The sequence below is a fragment of the Actinoplanes sp. CA-252034 genome (genome assembly GCF_050956125.1).
In the GTDB taxonomy this organism is placed as follows: domain Bacteria; phylum Actinomycetota; class Actinomycetes; order Mycobacteriales; family Micromonosporaceae; genus Actinoplanes.
On the sequence record NZ_CP191846.1, the window covers coordinates 7,623,184 to 7,638,821 of the forward strand.

General features: G+C 72.1%; 18 protein-coding genes and 1 pseudogene. 10 read left to right on the top strand and 9 right to left on the bottom strand.

What is annotated here, in order from left to right; translation table 11 throughout:
- The first annotated feature begins 103 nt into the window (after window positions 1-103).
- Window positions 104-1,273 carry a sensor histidine kinase gene (locus ACQPZW_RS34620; protein ID WP_433790223.1) on the top strand — a complete coding sequence of 390 codons (1,170 nt, stop codon included), beginning with the start codon at window positions 104-106 and terminating at the stop codon, window positions 1,271-1,273.
- Entirely contained in the window at window positions 1,270-1,908 is a 639-nt protein-coding gene (locus tag ACQPZW_RS34625; protein ID WP_433790224.1) for a response regulator transcription factor, read from the top strand. The genes ACQPZW_RS34620 and ACQPZW_RS34625 overlap by 4 nt, the downstream gene beginning before the upstream one ends.
- Here ACQPZW_RS34625 and ACQPZW_RS34630 read toward each other — a convergent pair.
- Both ACQPZW_RS34630 and ACQPZW_RS34635 read right to left on the bottom strand, forming a co-directional pair.
- Window positions 1,901-2,854, bottom strand: coding sequence for a sulfotransferase family protein (locus tag ACQPZW_RS34630; protein ID WP_433790225.1), 954 nt, complete (start codon window positions 2,852-2,854; stop codon window positions 1,901-1,903). The two genes, ACQPZW_RS34625 and ACQPZW_RS34630, sit on opposite strands and share 8 nt — an antisense overlap.
- A 195-nt stretch (window positions 2,855-3,049) precedes the next feature.
- The gene (locus tag ACQPZW_RS34635; RefSeq protein WP_433790226.1) at window positions 3,050-3,937 is read right to left on the bottom strand and encodes a DMT family transporter; all 888 of its coding nucleotides are present in this window, start codon (window positions 3,935-3,937) and stop codon (window positions 3,050-3,052) included.
- 70 nt (window positions 3,938-4,007) lie between these two features.
- Between ACQPZW_RS34635 and ACQPZW_RS34640 the strand changes: the two genes are divergently transcribed.
- The gene (locus tag ACQPZW_RS34640; protein ID WP_433790227.1) at window positions 4,008-4,925 is read left to right on the top strand and encodes a LysR family transcriptional regulator; all 918 of its coding nucleotides are present in this window, start codon (window positions 4,008-4,010) and stop codon (window positions 4,923-4,925) included.
- On the opposite strand, the gene ACQPZW_RS34645 is transcribed toward ACQPZW_RS34640, so the two are convergent.
- From ACQPZW_RS34645 to ACQPZW_RS34655, 3 genes are read right to left on the bottom strand one after another with little or no spacing between them, the layout of a single operon-like run.
- Complete coding sequence (locus ACQPZW_RS34645; protein WP_433790228.1) at window positions 4,915-5,430, bottom strand: GNAT family N-acetyltransferase; 516 nt, start codon at window positions 5,428-5,430, stop codon at window positions 4,915-4,917. The genes ACQPZW_RS34640 and ACQPZW_RS34645 overlap by 11 nt on opposite strands.
- A 34-nt stretch (window positions 5,431-5,464) precedes the next feature.
- Entirely contained in the window at window positions 5,465-6,037 is a 573-nt protein-coding gene (locus ACQPZW_RS34650) for a DUF305 domain-containing protein (RefSeq protein ID WP_433790229.1), read from the bottom strand.
- A complete protein-coding gene (locus ACQPZW_RS34655) occupies window positions 6,022-6,786 on the bottom strand; it encodes a lytic polysaccharide monooxygenase (RefSeq protein ID WP_433790230.1) in 765 nt (254 codons plus the stop codon). The genes ACQPZW_RS34650 and ACQPZW_RS34655 overlap by 16 nt, the downstream gene beginning before the upstream one ends.
- Before the next feature lie 101 nt (window positions 6,787-6,887).
- On the opposite strand from ACQPZW_RS34655, the gene ACQPZW_RS34660 reads away from it, so the two are divergent.
- Window positions 6,888-7,229: a VOC family protein gene (locus ACQPZW_RS34660; protein WP_433790231.1), complete on the top strand. Its 342-nt coding sequence runs from the start codon at window positions 6,888-6,890 to the stop codon at window positions 7,227-7,229.
- Window positions 7,230-7,258: 29 nt separating this feature from the next.
- On the top strand, window positions 7,259-7,561 hold the full coding sequence (locus tag ACQPZW_RS34665) for a DUF1905 domain-containing protein (RefSeq protein WP_433790232.1): 303 nt from the start codon (window positions 7,259-7,261) through the stop codon (window positions 7,559-7,561).
- 187 nt (window positions 7,562-7,748) lie between these two features.
- On the opposite strand, the gene ACQPZW_RS34670 is transcribed toward ACQPZW_RS34665, so the two are convergent.
- Both ACQPZW_RS34670 and ACQPZW_RS34675 read right to left on the bottom strand, forming a co-directional pair.
- Window positions 7,749-8,060, bottom strand: a complete 312-nt coding sequence (locus ACQPZW_RS34670; protein ID WP_433790233.1) for a TetR-like C-terminal domain-containing protein — start codon at window positions 8,058-8,060, stop codon at window positions 7,749-7,751.
- Window positions 8,061-8,248: 188 nt separating this feature from the next.
- A pseudogene (locus ACQPZW_RS34675) lies at window positions 8,249-8,344 on the bottom strand (hypothetical protein); the annotation flags it as partial.
- A 9-nt stretch (window positions 8,345-8,353) separates the two neighbouring features.
- On the opposite strand from ACQPZW_RS34675, the gene ACQPZW_RS34680 reads away from it, so the two are divergent.
- Window positions 8,354-9,037 (top strand): GDSL-type esterase/lipase family protein, encoded by a 684-nt coding sequence (locus tag ACQPZW_RS34680; protein WP_433797697.1) that lies wholly within the window; start codon window positions 8,354-8,356, stop codon window positions 9,035-9,037.
- A gap of 143 nt (window positions 9,038-9,180) precedes the next feature.
- On the opposite strand, the gene ACQPZW_RS34685 is transcribed toward ACQPZW_RS34680, so the two are convergent.
- Both ACQPZW_RS34685 and ACQPZW_RS34690 read right to left on the bottom strand, forming a co-directional pair.
- Window positions 9,181-11,106 (bottom strand): putative bifunctional diguanylate cyclase/phosphodiesterase, encoded by a 1,926-nt coding sequence (locus ACQPZW_RS34685; RefSeq protein WP_433790234.1) that lies wholly within the window; start codon window positions 11,104-11,106, stop codon window positions 9,181-9,183.
- Window positions 11,037-11,603: a hypothetical protein gene (locus ACQPZW_RS34690; RefSeq protein WP_433790235.1), complete on the bottom strand. Its 567-nt coding sequence runs from the start codon at window positions 11,601-11,603 to the stop codon at window positions 11,037-11,039. Before ACQPZW_RS34690 ends, ACQPZW_RS34685 begins: the two co-directional genes overlap by 70 nt.
- A 158-nt stretch (window positions 11,604-11,761) precedes the next feature.
- Here ACQPZW_RS34690 and ACQPZW_RS34695 point away from each other — a divergent pair, with 158 nt between their 5' ends.
- The 4 genes from ACQPZW_RS34695 to ACQPZW_RS34710 all read left to right on the top strand — a co-directional run bounded on the left by ACQPZW_RS34695 (window position 11,762) and on the right by ACQPZW_RS34710 (window position 15,580).
- Window positions 11,762-13,459: a methyl-accepting chemotaxis protein gene (locus ACQPZW_RS34695; RefSeq protein WP_433790236.1), complete on the top strand. Its 1,698-nt coding sequence runs from the start codon at window positions 11,762-11,764 to the stop codon at window positions 13,457-13,459.
- 51 nt (window positions 13,460-13,510) lie between these two features.
- Window positions 13,511-14,152: a phosphatase PAP2 family protein gene (locus ACQPZW_RS34700; protein WP_433790237.1), complete on the top strand. Its 642-nt coding sequence runs from the start codon at window positions 13,511-13,513 to the stop codon at window positions 14,150-14,152.
- 89 nt (window positions 14,153-14,241) lie between these two features.
- Window positions 14,242-14,868, top strand: coding sequence for a hypothetical protein (locus ACQPZW_RS34705; protein WP_433790238.1), 627 nt, complete (start codon window positions 14,242-14,244; stop codon window positions 14,866-14,868).
- 70 nt (window positions 14,869-14,938) lie between these two features.
- Window positions 14,939-15,580, top strand: a complete 642-nt coding sequence (locus tag ACQPZW_RS34710; protein WP_433790239.1) for a 4a-hydroxytetrahydrobiopterin dehydratase — start codon at window positions 14,939-14,941, stop codon at window positions 15,578-15,580.
- The last annotated feature ends 58 nt before the right edge of the window (window positions 15,581-15,638 follow it).

Here is a 15,638-nt window from a genome sequence, read left to right on the forward strand (position 1 = left end):
ATTGGCCGATCGATCGGTTCGGCCACATCCGCCCGCTGTCGGGGAGCCGGGTCTTACTTTCGGCCGATGATGGCCCTCATCCGCCCGCCTACGCTGGGTCACGATGATTAATCTCGCCCTGCTCCGGATGGGTCAGCTCGCCGCTCTCGGAGCGCTGGCCCTGCTCGGCGTCCTCGATCTCCGGGGCGGCCTGGCATCGCACAGCGTCGAGGTGACGCTGTGGCGGGTGGGCGCCGCGGTCGCCGCGGCGGCGGTCTGGCTGCCGGCGCACCGGCAGGGCTCGACCCGCCTGCCGAAGGCCGCGCTCCTGCTGGGCCTGCACTCGCTGCTGCTGACCACGGCTCTGTTCGTCTACGGGGGTACGGAGTACAACTCGCTGTGGGGCCTGGCCGAGTCGTCGGCGCTGCTCGGGGTCCTGATGGTGGTGACGCGCCGGGGCCGCTCGGACTGGGCCCTCCCGGCGGTGGCGGTGGTGCTGCTGGCGGTCGGCACACTGCCGTTGCGGGCCGGGTCGGAGAGCATCGTCATCACCTTCGGCCTGATCCAGGCGCTGGCCGGAGCGGCCGCCATCGGCGTCGGCATCTACCTGCGCACTCTGGAGGGCAACCGGCAGCGGGCGGTCGACGCGATCCGGGCCGAGCAGCGCACCGAGTTCGCCCGTGACCTGCACGACTTCATCGCCCACCACGTGACCGGGATCGTGGTGCAGGCGCAGGGGGCCCGGTTCATCGCCGAGCAGGACCCACAGCGGGTGCTGCTGGCGCTGGAGCAGATCGAGCAGGCCGGGGCGGAGACGATGGCGTCGATGCGGCGGATGGTCGGCGTGCTGCGCGACCCGGACTCCAGGCCGGACGCGCCGCTCGCCCCGGTGTCGGGGGTGTCCGACCTCGAGACGCTGGTCGGGCAGTTCGACGCGGCCGGCGGCCCGTCGGCGCGGCTGCAGGTGGACGGGGAGCTGGCCGGGCTGCCCGTGGAGGTGTCGACGTCGGCCTACCGGGTGGTGATGGAGGCCCTCACCAACATCCGGCAGCACGCTCCGGAGGCGTCGTCGGTGGACGTGTCGGTCACCCGTACCCCCTTGCAGTTGATGGTCCGGGTGAGAAACGACGGACCCGCCGCCCGCACGCCCACCGTGCGCGAACGGCCGGGGTACGGTCTCGTCGGCCTCGCCGAACGGGTCCGCGCCGTGGGTGGCCGGATCACGGCGGGCCCGGGCGTCGGCGGCGGTTGGATCGTCGACGCGGTGCTGCCGCTGGAATGGAGCAATTCGTGATCCGGGTTCTGATCGCCGACGACCAGGCGATGGTCCGCACCGGCTTCGGCATGATCATCGGCGCCCAGCCGGACATGGAGGTGGTCGGGGAGGCCGCCGACGGGGTCGACGCCGTGGCCGAGGCCCGCCGGCTGAAGCCGGACGTGGCGCTGATGGACATCCGGATGCCGCGGATGGACGGCCTGCAGGCGCTGCGGCTGCTCGCCGGACCGGACGTGACCGACCCGGTGAAGGTGGTCGTGGTGACCACCTTCGACCTCGACGAGTACGTGCATCAGGCGCTGCTCGGTGGCGCCGCCGGCTTCCTGCTCAAGGACTCCGGCCCGGCTCTGCTGGTGGAGGCGGTCCGGGCGGCCGCCTCCGGTGACGCGCTGATCAGCCCGTCGATCACGGTCCGGCTGCTGCAGCACCTGTCCGCGCCGGCGCCCACGGGCGGTGACGGCGGCCTGTCCCCCCGCGAGCTGGAGGTGGTCCGCCTGACCGCCCGTGGCCAGACCAACGCGGAGATCGCCGGTGAGCTGTTCATCTCCGTCGGCACGGTGAAGACGCACCTCGGCAGCATCCACTCCAAGCTCGGCACCCGAAACCGGGTGGAGATCGCCGCCTGGGCGTGGGAGCGCCGGCTGGTCAGCTGACGCCCTTCACCTGCCCCGAGGTGAGCAGGGCGGCGACCGGCGGTTCGGCCGTCTCGGACGAGCGGATCTGGGTCCACAGGTTGCGGGCGGCCTGCCTGGCCGGGCCGAGCCGGTGGCGGGCGATCAGCTTGGCGTTCGAGCGCATCCGGGCGCTGCGGGCGACCGGCGCCGACGGCTGGTAGCCGAACTTCGCCAGCCGGTCACCGAAGGCGGCCTCGCAGCGGCGCAGCTCGTCCTCGCTGAGCCGGGTACGCCAGCTCTCGATCCGCTCGGTGGTGGGCGCCTGATGGGTGAGCGTGTGCCACGTCTTGTACTCCGGGACGGCCACCGACGCCAGTTTGTTGGGCGCGCTCATCGCCGGGTCGTACTCCTCGCCGAGGAACTCGCACATCCTCCGCAGATGCGGCTCCGGGTCGGCCACCAGGTCCTCGTAGCGGACCTGGTGGTAGACGTCCTTCGGGTAGCGCCGGGCGGCCAGCAACGACGCGTCGGCCGACTGCACCCAGTAGTCGACGAGGGTGTCGAACTCGGACGGCTTCCACGGCGTCTCCTTGAGCGACGCCACGCAGTCCCGTCCGTCCCGCATGATGTTGATGATCTGCGCGTCCGGGAACAGGCGCAGGATGGTCGGCAGGTGCCGCAGGTAGAGCGGCCGCTTGTCGCCCCAGCGGGGTTTGCCGAACCGCTGGGAATACATCCGGAAGACGATGCCGAAGGCCGAGCCGAGCGTCGGCGGGCCGGCCAAGATCGCCTCGGTCACCTCGTCGCGGTCCAGCCCGAGGTCCTCGAACTGTGACGACTCGACGATGTACCGGGCCAGCTCGTGCCGCTGCGTCGGGTTCGCCAGATCGCCGAACCCGGCCCGCTTCTGGTAGGCGGCCAGCAGGAACCGGGTCTCCGGAGGCAGCGCTATCCGGGGATGGGCGTGCAACATCAGCTGCAGCATCGTCGTACCGGACCGGGGACAGCCGACTACGAAGATCGGGCGGTCTGATTGCCCCAGCGCTGTCATTTCGCTCCTCTCCAGGTCATCCCTTCGATCTTGATGACTTGGCAAAGATTTCGCAAAAAGTCTGTGCAGCCAAGGGGAGTGAGCTGTCGCCGTCCTGTGAGTTGACTGGCAATCCTCCCAGCCACGTGATCACCGTGACGGCTCCAGCACCCGCTCCTCGGCGCGCCGCGCGGCCGGCCGCGTGCAGAACCAGCAGCCCGCCACCACGAGGGCGAAGCCGGCGATCGTGCCGGTCCCGATCGGCTCGTCGAGCAGCGCCACGCCCAACAGGACCGCGATCACCGGGTTGACGTAGGTGATCAGACCGGCCCGGTTGGGCCCGGCCAGCGCGATCAGGCGGTAGAAGGCGAGCAGCGCGACCGCCGTGCACAGCACCCCGAGAACCGCGAGGGCGCCCCACGAGCGCGCGCTCACCGGCTCGGTCGGCAGGCTCGCCAGGGCGACCGGTGCCAGCACGATCGTGGTGGTCACGGTGGTGCCGACGGTCAGCGTCTCCGGCGGCAGATCGGCGGCCCGGCGCTGGACCAGGATCGTGGCGACCGCGTAGCTGACCGCCGCGGCCAGCACCATGGCCGCGCCGAGCAGGCCGTACCGGTCGCCGGAGAGGTCGACGCCGACCAGCACCACCACGCCGGCGAAGCCCAGCAGCAGGCCGACGATCCGGCCCGGCGTCAGCGGCTCGGTACGGGCCAGCAGCAGCGCGATGAGCACCGGCTCGACCGCGATCAGGATGCCGGTCAGCGACGAGGTGATGTGCTGCTCGCCGTAGGTGATCAACAGGAACGGGCCGATGATGTGCACCGCGGCGAGCAGGGCGATCGTCCGGCCCCGGCCGCGCAGCGCCCCGAGCGTCCCGCGGAACAGGGCGAACGGGATCAGCACGGCGGCGGCGATGGCGGTACGACCGGCCACCACGAGCACCGGCGACAGGTCCTCGATGGCGATCTTGATGAGGAAGTACGGGAGGCCCCAGAGCACGGAGCAGAGCACGAACAACGACCAGGCGAGACGATTCACCCCCTCAGCCTGGTCCCGTACGGTAGTAAGCGGAAGCGGTTACTTACTGATGCCGTGTTAAGGAAAACTGATGATCGATCCGCGTCGCCTCCAGGTCCTCACCGAGGTCGCCCGGCAGGGCAGCTTCAACCGCGCCGCCGCTGAGCTGCGACTCACCCCGTCCGCCGTGTCCCAGCAGATCAGCGCTCTCGAGCGGACCGTCGGCACCCCGGTCGTCCGGCGCAGCACCCGCGGCGTCGAGCTGACCGACGCCGGCCGGGTGCTCACCGAGACCGCCGCCGCCATCGCCGCCGAGCTGCTCACCGCCGAGCGGGAGATCGCCCGGCTGGCCACCGTCGGCGCCGAGCGGCTCACCGTGGCGACCTTCACCAGCGGCGGCCAGCGCATCCTGCCGCACGCCCTGACCAGGTTCACCCGGGTCCGGACCGACGTCGAGCTGACCGTCATCGAGAGCGAGCCCGAGGAGAGCCTGGCCCTGGTCCGCTCCGGCGCCGCCGAGCTGGCGCTCGTCTACCACTTCGACGGCCCGCCGCAGATCCCGGCCGGTCTCGACTTCACGCCGCTGCTCGACGACCCGATGTGGATCGTGATGCCGGCCGGCCACCGGTACGCCGGCCACACCGAGCTGACCGTCGCCCAGCTCGCCGGCGAGCGCTGGGTGCACGGCTGCATGGCGGTCGGCGAGATGCTCGAGCACTACGCGGCGATGGCCGGCTACGAGGTGGTCACCGCGTGCCGGGGCACCGACTACCAGTTCGCGCAGTCGCTGGTCCGGGCCGGTGTGGGCATCGCGATGATCCCCGAGGTGGCGCTCACCACCGACGCGTCCGGGCTCAGTGCGGCCCGGCTGACCGGCCCCGGCCCGTGCCGCTACGTCGGGGCGGCCACCGCCCGCCGCCGGCGCACCGACCCGCTGGTCGCCGCGCTGCTCGGCGAACTGCGCGACACCGTCGCCGCGCTGCCGGCCGGCCCGCTGGCTACAGCGTGATCCAGTAACGCCGGACGGTGCCGATCCCGGTGTCCCGGACGTCCTCCAGGACGCCGCCGTTGCGCTCGATCGTGCGGGCCGAGGCGGCATTGTCGACGTTGCAGGTCACCAGCACCCGGTCCAGGCGCAGCGCGCGGGCCTCCGGCAGGATGCGGGCCAGAGCCCAGCTCGCCAGACCGTTGCCGCGGGCCGACGGGCGCACCCCGTAACCGATGTGGCCGCCCGCCTCCAGCAGGAAGTCGTTGAGCTCGTGGCGCAGGGCGATCGCGCCCAGATAGCGGTCGCCCTCGACGATCCAGCGGAACGAGCAGGCCACCCAGTCCTCCGGGGCCTGTTTCGCGGCGGCGTTCAGCCGGTCCACCCAGGCCGCGAAGCCCTCCGGCGTGTCGACCTCGTCGACCTCGCGCAGACCCGCGCCGTCCTGGTGGACGCCACGGCCCCACTCGTCACGGGACTCGATCCAGGAGGCGTGCAGGGCGGCGGTCGGCGCGATCAACTCGGGCATGCGCCGACCGTACCCAATCCTCGCCATTGATCTTTCAGCCCGCCGCCAGCGCGAGAAGCCGCTGGATCTGGCCCTGCCGCGCCTCCGTCATGCGTTTGGCGAGATCAACCGCCTGGGGGTACGCCCCACCGGTCGCCTCCATCCGGATGGTCTCCATCGCGTTGTGCAGGTTGCCGAGCAGCAGAGCCACGGTGGCCCGGTCGAAGTCGGCGCCCGCCATCGCACCCAGGCCCGTGTAGTCCTCCTCCCGCAACGAGTGCAGTTCGCCGTGCCCGGCGTGCAGCCCGGCCGACGGATCCGCCTCCAGCGGCCGCTGCCACTGCTGCAGCCAGCCGCGCATGGTGTCGCGCTCGGTGCGCCACTGACCGCGCAGCTCGGTGACGACCGCGCGGATCTCCGGATCGACCGCCCGCCCCTCGGCGATCTCCGCGACCCGGTCGCCCTCGCCGATCTGCTCCAGGCCCATCTGCAGGAACATCACGTCGGTGTCGTTGAACGCGGGCGCGGCCGGCTTGTCCGCGCCGCACGCCGCGAGCAGGCAGAGCAGCAGGAGGGTGAGGGCGGCCCGGCAGGCCGGGCCGCCCGTTCCTGCTAGACGGCGGCCCACAGCGCCGCGACGTACGGGGGCTCCCAGCCGGCCAGCGCGGTGTGCGCCTGCCGGCACTGGTAGGTGGCGCCGTTGTACGTGACCCGGTCGCCCACCCTGTACGCCGTACCGGCCTTCCACGAGGTCGAACCCGGGTTGGTCGTCTGCGTCGGGGTCGGGGTCGGCGTGGTCGGCGTCGGGGTCGGCGTGGTCGGCGTCGGCGTGGGGGTCGTCGGCGTCGGGGTCGGGTTGGTGACCCCGCCGAAGTTCAGGTCCACGCACGAGTAGAACGCGTTGATCGTGTCGGCGACGTTCCACCGGGCCAGCACGGTCTGCCGTCCGGTGTACCCGGCGAAGTTGACCGTGTGCGACTTGGTGGCTCCCGGCTGCGCGCCGTTGTCGTTGAACGACGCGACCAGCTTGTTGCCGATGAAGTACTCCCACGTCGAGGTGGCGTGGCGGGCGGTCAACACCCAGTTGAAGGTGACGCTGGAGCCGACGCTCGCGGCCGGCCAGCTCTTGGAGGTGTCGTTGAGGACGGTGAACCGGCTCGTGCCGCCGTTGCACTGCGTCGACCCCTTCGGCGCCTCGACGCTCTGCGGCTCGTAGACGATGTCACCGCAGCCGGAGACCGCGCCGCTCGCGCAGTTCGCCTGACGGCTGGGCGGGGAGGAGATGTAACCGTGCGCGGACGCCGGGGAAACGGCCACGAAGAGGGATCCGCTGACCGCCGCCACGGTCAGCGCGGGAAGGGTGAACCTGCGTCGCATGCATTGCTCCTTGTCAAGGGGGCGTGTTCACCAACGTAAATTAAAGACTCCTTACAGTAAACAGTGTTAAGGAATTTTTAGGGCTGTTTTACGCTCGAACGATGCCCGTGGACCTGTTCGCCGGAATCTCGGTCACCGACTATCCGGCCGCCCTGACCTGGTACGAGAAGCTGCTCGGCAAGCCACCGACCTTCTCCCCCAACGACGTCGAGTCGGTCTGGGAGATCGCCGAACACCGATACGTCTACATCGAGCACCGGCCCGCCCACGCCGGGCACGGCCTCATCACCCTCTTCACCGACGACTTCGACGACCGCGTCGCCGGGATCGCCGCGCGCGGGCTGACCCCGGCGCGCGAGGAGACGTACGAGAACGGCGTCCGCAAGACCACCTACCGCGACCCGGACGGCAACGAGATCGGCTTCGGCGGCGCGCCGGTCTGAATGTCGTACCCGGGTGGCATGCTGCGGACGTGAAGGTGGAGTTCGAGAGCGAGCTGTGGATCTGGGATGCACGGCGTGACGAGACCTGGACGTTCGTGAGCCTGCCGGTCGAGGCATCCGAGGAGATCCGTGACCTGACCGCCGGGCAGCGGCGCGGTTTCGGCTCCCTGCGGGTCCGGGCCACCGTCGGGCGCAGCTCCTGGACGACGTCGGTGTTCCCGGACAGCGGCCGCAAGACCTACGTGCTGCCGGTCAAACGCGCGATCCGGGCCGCCGAGTCGCTGACCGCCGGTGACCTCACCACCGTGACCGTCGAGCTGCTCGACCTGTGACCCTTCCGGTCCGCCGCTGACTGCGGGTCCCGACCGCCTCTCGGCCGTCGGGCCCAAGTTGCGGCTCAGCCTTGGGTCTCAGGCTGCCGCTCGGGTTCGGGCTGCCGCTCGGGTTCGGGCTGCCGCTCGACCGCCGGGCCAGCCACCTGCTCGGCTGCCGGGCCAGGGAACGGCTCGGCGGTGGGTCTCAGGCGGCGAAGGCGTCGGCTATCGATGCGCGGGCTCGGGTGAGGTCGTCGCCTGCGCCGACGGCGAAGTTGGTGAGGTGGGCGCGGAAGTCGGTGTCGCCGGTCGCCGGATCGCCGTGGAAGCCGGCCAGCTCCAGACTCGCCAGGCCGTGCGCCAGACACCAGGACTGGCGGGTCAGCACCCATGGCTCGGCCGGACGGAACCGCCCGGCCTCGATGCAGCGGGCCACCGCGTCCCGGGCCACCCGCAGGGTGTGGGCACCGCTCCCCCGGTCCTCGTCGGTGAGGTCGACGCCGGTCGCGCCGAACATGACCCGGTACAGATGCGGGCCCGGTGGGCGGCCCGCCGGTAGGCGAGAGCCAGGGCCGCGCAGTCGGCGACCGGATCGACGGTCGGCGGCACTCCGGCCAACTCCGCGGCCAGCCGGGCGAACCCCTCGTTGATGATCGCCCGGACCACCGCGGGCATGCCGCCGAAGTGCGTGTACACCGCCATCGTCGACGTCCCCGCCGCGCGGGCCAGCGACCGCGCCGACAGGGCGCCCGGTCCCTGCTCGGCGACTCGTCGGCCGCCGGATTCGGCGCCCCCGACCACGCCACCGCCCTGGCCGGCCAACTCGCCTCAGCCCTGGCCACAAGCTTGGACCGGACCGTCTCCTGGCGGGTCGCGGCCCGCGGCGGCGCCACCGCACGCACCCTCACCGCCCTACTGCCTCGGCTAACCGACCCGGACACCGGCTGGCGCCCCGACCTGGTAGCCGTCGCCGTCGGCGTCAACGACACCACCCGTCTACGCCGCCCCGCCGCCTTCCAGCGAGACGTGACCCACCTGATCGCCACGCTGCGAGAGTCCCTCGCCGGCCCGGCCCCACACGACGACCCGCCCACCTGCCCCGCCTCGCACGCTCGGAACACCGCCGCCCCGGCCCCGCACACCAAGCCGTCCACCGGCCCCACCTTGCATGGTGCGCCGCCCGCCGCTCCGGCCTCGCACGCCGGGCACATCGGCGGCCCGGTCCCGGTGGTGCTCTCGGGTCTGCCTCCGGTGCACCGGTTTCCGGTGCTGCCCGCACCGGTCCGGCTGCTCTTCGGCGCGCACGCCCGCCGCCTGGACCGCCGGCTGGCCGCGGTGGCCGCCGCACTTCCCGCCACCCACCATCTCCCGATCGGCGACATTCCGATGGACGAGCCCGGCCTGTTCGCCGCCGACGGCTTCCACCCCGCACCGCCGGCCTACCGGATCTGGGCCCACCTTCTCGCCGCCCAGGCCACCCCGCTGCTGGCTTGACCCCGCCGGTCAGGGGCGGCTTCGCCCCAGCCCGCCGGCAGTGACGACTTCCACCCGACCCCGCCAGCCCGGCGCAGCCCTGTAGGCGGACCTTGACCAGCTCAGCACAGCCCGTCGAGCAGAGGCGCCTTCGACCCCGCCCGTCAAGCGGTGGCGACGTCGGACAGCGGCCTGGCCATCTCCGGTCGGCCGAAGTGGTATCCCTGCGCCCGCCGGTATCCGAGGCGGTACAGCTCGGCGGCCTGCTCCGCGGTCTCGACCCCTTCGGCGATGGCGACCAGGCCGAGACCGTTGGCCACGTGGATGAGCGAGGTGGCGATGACCGCGTGGCGGCCGGCCATCGTGACGTTCTCGACGAACGACTTGTCGACCTTGAGGATGCGCACCGGGAGTGTCTGCAGCAGGCCGAGCGAGGAGTGACCGGTGCCGAAGTCGTCGAGGGCGATCTCGACGCCGAGCTCGGTGAGCTCGTGGACGGCTCGGACCGCGGCGCCACCGCCGAAGACGGCGGTCTCGGTCACCTCGACGATCAGGCGCGCCGGGTGGACGCCGGTCTCGGCCAGGATCTCGGCGACGAGGGAGACGAATCCGGGCTCGGCCAGCTGGCGGGCGGAGACGTTGACGCCGAAGCGGTACGGCGCCACGCCGTGCCGCCACCACTCGGCGAACTGCCGGCAGGCGGTTCGCAGGATCCACTCGCCGAGCTCGACGATGAGGCCACTGCGCTCGGCGACCGGGATGAACACGTCGGGGGCGATGTAGCCGCGATCGGGGTGCCACCAGCGGACCAGGCTCTCCACGGCCAGGACCTTGCCGGTCGGCAGCTCGACGATGGGCTGGTAGACGAGGTGGAACTGGCGGCGGTCGAGGGCGGTGCGCAGCTCGGCCCCGAGCCGGGCCTCCTCGTCGGTGCTGGTGTCCAGATCGGCGGTGTAGCGGCGGTGCCGGCCCCCGTCGGCCTTGGCGGCGTACATGGCGACGTCGGCCCGTCGCAGCACCTCGACCGGGTCGGTGACCCGGTCACCGGAGACCAGGCCGCCGGATACCGAGCCGTCGGAGACCTGGCCGTCGAAGACCGTGCCACCCCCGAAGACCTGGCCGTCGAGGATCGGGCCACCGGGACCGCCACCGGAGACCAGACCGCCGGAGACGGAGCCGTCGCGGATCGGACCACCGGAGACAGCGCCGGAGGCCGGACCGCCGGAGACGGAGACCGGACCGCCGGGGCCGCCGCCGGAGACCGGGTCGATCACGCCTGCGATGCCGATGCTGGCGCCGACGAGCAGGTCCTGGCCGCCGGCGTGGATCGGCTGGTGGATGGCGGTACGCAGCCGGGCGGCCAGGTCGTCGCCGACGTCGGTGGGCAGCAGCACGGCGAACTCGTCACCGCCCATCCGGGCCGCGACCGCGCCGGCCGGGATCGCGCCGCTGATCCGGGCGGCGACGGCGGCCAGCAGTTCGTCGCCGACGGCGTGGCCGAACCGGTCGTTGACCGCTTTGAACCCGTTGAGGTCGAGCAGCAGCACGGTGGGGGTGCCGGTGGCTACGGCGGCACCGAGCGCCTCCTCGAAGGCCCGCCGGTTGGCGAGCCCGGTGAGCGGATCGAGCATGGCGAGGTCGCCGAGCCGGGAGGCCTGCAGCTTGACCTGCCGCACCAGCCCCCACATGCGCATCACCACGAGCAGGCACAGCACGACCGCCCCGATGCCCAGTGACACCCAGGCGATCGCGGCGGGGTCCCCGGCCCCCTGGAAGAAGAGCAGGCCGGGCGGGATCAGCACGAAGGCGGTGAGGATGCCGAGCCGGGTCCGCCCGATCCGGTGGACGTCGAGGACGGTGTCGGGGCGGCGGGTCATGCTCGGGTGGAGGGCGGCGGCGCCCCAGCAGGCGTACGCCATGAGGAAGCCGGAGTCGACGAACCCGCCGGTGTACTCGGACGTGCTGGACATCGTGGTGTAGATGAGGTCGCCGGTCAGCATGATCACCGCCCCCGTCGCCATCAGCCGCATGCTGGGCGTACGGTTGCCGGCCCGGGTGAGCATCCGGGCGACCGCGGTGGTGAGCAGCACGTCGGCGAGGGGTAGCCGATGGTGACGAGCCGTTCCAGCAGGGGCGCCCCGGCGTCCTGGAGGGTGGGGCCGACCACCCACACCCAGAAGATCAGGCCGATGCCGGTGGAGATGATGGCGGCATCGATGAGGGCGCCGCGCTCCCGGTCTCCGCGGGGGTTGCCGAGCCTCGACAGCGACGCCCAGAGCAGGGGGTAAGCCGACAGGTAGAGCAGGTCCGCCCAGTACGGGTACGGGTACTCGCCGAGCCGCAGCTCGGTCACGTCGTAGGTGATGTCCCCGGAGACGAATGTCAGCACCCCCGCCGCGAACAGCGCCCACGCCCGCCAGTGCTCGGGCCGGTTCCGCACGATGCCGACGACCATGGCCGCCACCGAGGAGAGCCCCACCGTGTTGACGTAGATCTTGGCGGGCAGGGTGTCGTCGGGCACCAGCGGGAAGCACAGGGCCGCGACGACCGCCGCTCCCAGCCACCCCGCCCACACCGGGACCCGCATCAGCACACCCCGCGCAATCGTCCGGCCCCCCGGCCGGTTGAGCGAACCGGCCCCAGGAGGTCCCCGCGATCGGCGAACATACCGGTGGGGGGCGATTCCGGCCGGCCGCGGCCTTGCGCCGGGGCGAGCTGCTCCCGGTTCTGGGCCTGGTGGCGGCGATGCTGGCCATCCTGGGGGCGCCGGTCTATCTGGTGACGGTGTCGGCGTTCGACCGGGTGGAACGCGCTCAGGTCGGCCGCGAGGCGGAGGAGTTGCGGGTCGCGATCAGCGCCCACGCGCAGCGGCTGCGCGATTTCGGCGTGACCAACTCGATCTGGACCTCGCTCTACGACGACCTGGCGGCCCGCGACGCCCGGCAGTTCGCCGTGGACCTGCCGCCGGACGTGCTGACCGGCCAGTACGGCTTCACCGCCGCGATGGCCGTCGACCCGCGGGGCGGCGTCCGGGCGGGCGGCCGGATCGTGGGCTCGGCGTATCAGGCGATGACGCCGCCGCTGGACGATCCGGCGACGCTGACCGGCTATCTGCGCGACGGCCCGGCCGGCTCCCACCACTGCGGGCTGACCAGCGTGACCGGTACGCCGACCGAGTTCTGCTCGTTCCCGGTCTACCGGGACGAGGGGGTGGGCGTCTCGAACGGGCACCTGCTGGTCCTGCGCGAGCTGGACGAGGCGGGGCTGACGTCGCTGGCCGGGCAGACCGACGACGAGGTCACGCTGCGCACGGCCCCGCGGGAGAACGCCGAGTCGCTGCGCGAGCTGTCCAGTGGGTTCGGCCCCATCACGGTGACGACGGCGGTGGCCGGTGACCACATCGCGGTGGCCTGCACGCTGATCGGGGTGGACGGGGCGCCGATCCTCTTCGAGGGCCTCAGTGACCGGGCCATCCTCCGTCAGGCCCGGACGACGTTGGCCCAGCTGGCCGTGGTGGTGCTGGTGGCGGTGGCGATCGCCGGGCTGGCGATCAGCATGGCGATGCGCCGGGCGGTCCGGCATCACGTCAAGCCGCTGCGCCGGACCACCGAGAAGATCATGAGCTCGCGGGATCTGGCGCTGCGGGTCCCGCCGTCCGACGACGCCGACATCAACGTGGTGGCGGGCGCCCTCAACGACATGCTCGCGTCGATCGGCCGGCACGGTGCCGAGCTGGCCGAGATGCGGGCCCGCGAGGAGCGCGAACGGGAGCGGGAGATCCGGGAGCGCGAGGCTCAGCGGGAGGAGATGCTGCGCCGGGTGGAGGCCGAGTCCGAGCAGATCATCGGGGGTGTCGCCTACCAGTTGGGCGACGCGGTCCGCGGGGTGGACGCGGTGAAGTCGTCGGTGCAGGACATCAACTCCGGCGCGGCGACGGCGCACGCCGCGATCGAGCAGATGGCCGATCACGCCGAGCGGGCCGATCAGGCCGCCGAGGCGCTGACGGTCAGCCTGCCGGCGGCCCGGGAGATGGTGGCGATGATCGCGTCGATCGCCGGGCAGACCCGGATGCTGGCCCTGAACGCGACGATCGAGGCGGCCCGGGCCGGTCATGCCGGGCTCGGCTTCACGGTGGTGGCCGACGAGGTGCGCAAACTGGCCGACGACACGGCCGAGTCGACCGAGCGGATCACCGCGACCCTGAACATGCTGACCAGCACGGCCACCGACGTGTCGGGGGCGGTCGCCACGATGACGGACACGATCGAGAGTGTACGGGCGGCGATCGGCCGGGTCCGCTCGGTAGCCGACGACCAGCAGGTCAACATCAGCGGACTGGTCGACCAGGTGCAGAGCGCGATCGGCCAGATCAACGACTTCTCCAGCGACCGGACCCGCCTCACCGACGCCTCGGGCGGCGACACCCGGATGGAGCTGTTCTGACCCTCCCACTGACAGGAGCTTCGCAGGTTGGCTGTGGGGTAATGGTTCGCCATGCGGTCTGAGCCACCGGTCGTCCGAGCCGGTCTGATGGTCCTGCTGCTGGTGCCGGTCGCCGTGCTCGCGGCGTTCGTGAGCGCCGGCTGGGAGCCGTTGCGCGCCCTCGACCGGGCGGTCGCCACCCAGTTGCACGAGGCCGCGCATGCCGCACCCGCGCTGACCACGGTGATGATCTGGGTGACGAACGTCTTCCAGCCGAACGTGCTCCGGGTGGCCGCGCTGATCCTGGTGATCGTGCTGGCCCGCCGGGGCGCCCGCCGGACGGCGACCTGGGTGGCGGTGACGATGATCGCCGGTGGCGTCCTCGGCGGTCTGCTGAAACTGCTGTTCGGCCGGGTCCGCCCGGAGTTCCTGGAGCCGGTGTCGTCGGCGGTCGGCTACGCCTTCCCGTCCGGGCACGCGCTGAACGCCGCGCTGGCCGTGACGATCGTCGTGATGATCCTGCCGCGCTGGTGGGCGCTGTGGCTGATCCCGGTGCTGACCGCGCTGAGTCGCGTCTACCTGGGCGTGCACTGGACCACCGACGTCGTCGCCGGCCTGCTGCTGGGGACCGCGGTGCCACTGCTCACCGCACGTGCGTTCGCACCGGCCCGTGAAGCGCTCCCCGCTGTCCCAGCGGACGCGAGACAGCGGTGAGCACCACACCACCGGATCAGCCGTAACGCCACATTACCCATATTCCGATGGGAGCAAAGGGATTGCCGGGATGCGCGACACTCGATGTCGTGCCCCGATGGATCACGGCTTGGCGCATCGAGCGCGTCTCGCTCCCCTGCCGCCTGCCACGCCACGAAGCGTTGCGCCACATCGCCGCCGGCATCGACGGTCGTTACCAGCACAGCCTCCGGCAGCATCTGTTCGCCGAGGTGGACTTCGTGATCCTCGGCCGCGCCGTCGACGACGACGACATCCGGATCTGCGCCGCCCGACCGCACATCCAGAACAGCTATCGCACCTATCTGCACGCCCGGCTGGTCTCGGACGGCGCGGGCAGCCGCCTCGAGGGTCACCTCGGCTGGTTGCCTTCCGTCCGGCTCTTCTTCGCCGTTCAGGTCGTCGGCCTGGCTCTGCTGTGGTGCGGGCTCGCGGGCTTCGTGGGGCGCTCACTGTTGATCGGCAGCCCGCTCGTGGAGGCCGACGACGGCCCCTTCGTCGAAGCAGTCGGGGGCATGGTCCTGATCCCCCTCGCCCTGGCCGGCATCGTCGGCCTGGCCGCACTCTGCGCACGCCTCGCCCGGCCCGAGGCCGCCCATCTACGGGCATGGCTCGCCGCGCGTCTCGACATCCCCGCGCCCGCCCCCGCCCCCATTCCCCCGGCGCCCGACAGGATCCGGCCACCGGCGCCCACATGACGATCGTGGGCCGCGCCGCGCCGCGCCGGGCCGGGCAGGCCGGGCGGGCCGGCGGTGCGAGCATGAGCGCATGACGAAGCTGACCGGACAGGAGATCACCGAGCGGACGCCGCCCGGCTGGGTGTATCTGCGCAACGCGCTGCGGACCCGGCTTCGGACCGGCGACTTCGCGACCGGGCTGGCGCTGGTGAACGCGATCGGCGCGGCGGCCGAGGCGGTCGATCACCATCCGGACCTGGATCTGCGCTACACCCATGTCGACGTGCGGCTGTACAGCCACGACGTGGGCCGGGTGACCGGGCGGGACCTGCGGCTCGCGGCGACGATCAGCGAGCTGGCCGCCGGCGCCGGGGTGGGCGGTGGCGCGGACGGGCTGACCGTCCTGGAGCTGGCGCTGGACAGTCCGGGCTTCCCGGAGCAGTTGGGATTCTGGGAGGCGGTGCTGGGCTATCCGCCCGACGCCGACGGTGATCTCGTCGACCCGTACCAGAAGGTGCCGTTGATCTGGTTTCAGCACTCCGGCGACGAGGAGCCGCGGCAGCGCTGGCACCCGGATCTGTGGGTCGCGCCGGCGGAGGTGGCGCCGCGGATCGAGGCGGCGCTGGCCGCCGGGGGCACGCTTGTCAGTGACGCCGGCGCGCCGAGTTACTGGGTGCTGGCCGATCCGGAGGGTAACCGTGTCTGTCTCTGCACGTGGCAGGGCCGCGAGTGAGACGCGTGCGACGGCGGTGAGAGCATCCGGGGAAACGGCGAACGGGGCGGCGTGGACC